The organism is Geomonas sp. (assembly GCF_056994735.1).
This window is the reverse complement of the sequence record NZ_JBXKJL010000311.1, coordinates 1-2,390: the sequence shown is the minus strand read 5'-3', so window position 1 is coordinate 2,390 and position 2,390 is coordinate 1. Positions and strand designations below refer to the sequence as shown.

3 protein-coding genes are annotated in these 2,390 nt (G+C 58.8%); 2 read left to right on the top strand and 1 reads right to left on the bottom strand.

The window, feature by feature from the left end:
• Window positions 1-101 precede the first annotated feature (101 nt).
• Window positions 102-989: an ATP-binding protein gene (locus tag AC11W3_RS13825; RefSeq protein WP_484089208.1), complete on the bottom strand. Its 888-nt coding sequence runs from the start codon at window positions 987-989 to the stop codon at window positions 102-104.
• Between the two features lie 284 nt (window positions 990-1,273).
• Between AC11W3_RS13825 and AC11W3_RS13820 the strand changes: the two genes are divergently transcribed.
• Window positions 1,274-1,723, top strand: a complete 450-nt coding sequence (locus AC11W3_RS13820; RefSeq protein WP_484089209.1) for a ferritin-like domain-containing protein — start codon at window positions 1,274-1,276, stop codon at window positions 1,721-1,723.
• A gap of 95 nt (window positions 1,724-1,818) precedes the next feature.
• Window positions 1,819-2,390 (top strand): class I SAM-dependent methyltransferase (locus AC11W3_RS13815; RefSeq protein WP_484093166.1); only part of this gene is annotated, 572 nt, incomplete at its 3' end.

Here is a 2,390-nt window from a genome sequence, read left to right as displayed (position 1 = left end):
GGGAATGACGGTTATGGCAGCGCCCTGACGCGCCCCCCAAGGAGGGGATAAAAGGCGGCGTCACCTGTAGCTTACTTCCGGAGGGCGCTGCCGTAGAGCCATTAGCACTGGGCCAGGAGGTAACGGCCGACCCAGTTCTTGGAGAACTGGAAGGCGGTCCTGCCGCAGCGCTTGCTCTTGTCGTGGGACCACTGGATGGCATCGAGCTCAAGGTCCTTGGTCCAGGGAATATCCATCCCGCGATTTTTCGCCTCGCGCTCCACGCAGAGCCGGACGGCGTCGAGGTAGCGATCCTGGTTGAAGACGTGAAACGCCACCCAGAGGCCGAAGCGGTCGGAAAGGGAAACCTTCTCCTCCATCGCCTCGCTCTGCTGCAGCTCGCCGTTGACGAACTTACCGCCGATCAGGTCGGACTCGTACTCCGGGAGGAGGTGGCGGCGGTTGGAGGTGACGTAGATGAGGACGTTGTCCGGCGCGGAGTAGACCGAGCCGTCCAGGGCGCTCTTCAGCATCTTGTAGCTCAGTTCCCCGACCTCGAAGGTGAGGTCGTCGCACAGGAGGATGAAGCGATAGGGCTCGTTCTCGACGGAGCTGAAGATCTCGGAGAGGTAAATGAGATCCTCTTTCTCGACCTGGATCACCCGCAGGCCCTCGGGGGCGAACTTGTTGAGGAGCGCCTTGACCAGGGAAGACTTGCCGGTGCCGCGCGACCCCCAGAGGAGCGCGTTGTTCGCCGGGAGCCCTTTAAGGAACTGCCGGGTGTTGTTGACCATGATGTCCCGCTGCTTCTCGACACCCAGGAGTTCGTCGAGGTCGGTGTTATCGGTCACCTTCACCGGCTCCAGGTAGCCGGAGAACGAGTGGCGGCGCCAGTTGGCGGCATGACAGGTGGCCCAGTCGACAGGCTTTATGGCCCTGGGGAGGAGCATCTCAACAGACCCGAGCACGCGCTCGAGCTGGGCGACTACTTCAGGTTTCAAATTGATCATGTGGCCCTTCTACGATTAAGTTTTTATAACATCTTGATTTTAGACGCAAAATGAACAAGTTGTATACGTCATACCACAGCCAGTTGTCAAAGAATTTTCACAGCTAAAGAACGTCGTTCTGCAACGGCGCAGTATTTCATCAACACCCGAGCAGTGCCGAAGTATGGTCACCTCATGAGACGACGGTGATCGGCGTTCAGTTGCGCCACAGTCATTAGTCGTTACAATTACTGCACTATGACGCGGTCGCGGATTAAGCAGGCAGGCGACAAGGGGGGGGAGAAATGGAACGTAATGAGATGATCGAGCGGCTGAACGATCTGATTCAACTGGACGTGGATGCGGTTGAGGCATACAGCCGGCTTATCAAGCACATCGAGTATGACGACATCCGCAAGAGATTCGTCGACTTCCAGGATGATCACAGGAATCACATCCAGAACCTCTCCGCAGCAGTTCAGCAGCTGGACGGAACGCCGGTGAAGCCGTCCCCGGACCTGAAAGGGTACATGATTGAAGTCTTCACCTTCCTGATGAGCGTTTCCGGGTCAATAGGCGCCATGGAGGCGGCCAAGGCCAACGAGGTACTGACCAACCGCAAATACCGGTACGCCGCCGGTCTCGAGTGGCCGGAGGAGATCAGGAAGGTGATCCTGAACAACTTCTCCCAGGAGCAGCGCCACCTCGATTACATCGAGGAAGTCATCTCAATCCCTCGTCACGAGCTGCGGTAGACGAAGGGGATTGAGAAGAGAAACGGGGAGTGCCGGTTGCGAGGCCGACACTCCCCTTTCTTTAGAGGCAGCCGGCACCCACAGGGACTCCTCCCATGTCAGAAAAAGTCCGCCGTCATTACGAGCTTTATCCGTATCCGAAATATCCCCTCCTTGCCTCGGTCCGCCGCTGCGACACCTATACCCTAAACCTTGACGCCCTCTGGAGCCACTTCAACGGTGAACTCCCCCCGCAAAACCTGCGTCGCATCCTGATTGCGGGATGTGGTAGCTTCGCCCCCTATCCTTTCGCCGTCGCCAACCCCGACGCCTCCATCACCGCCCTCGACCTCTCAAAGGGAAGCCTCAGGCGGGCAAGGCTGCATTGCTTGCTGCACGGGATGACGAAGGTGGAGTTTGTGGCCGGGGACCTTCTTGATGAGAGCGTGGCGAACGGGCCTTTCGGTCTGGTGGATGCCTACGGCGTGCTTCATCACCTGGAAGATCCGCTGAAAGGTCTGCAGGCCCTGTCGTCGAGACTTGGAGAGGGGGGGATCATGCGGGTCATGGTTTACAGCCGGTACACCCGCCGGGAGGAGGAATCGATCCGGCGGGCACTGGCCATTTTGAGGGTCCGCGAACCGGAGCAGGTACTGAGGATGGTCCGCCGCAGCAAGCCAGGTTCCCG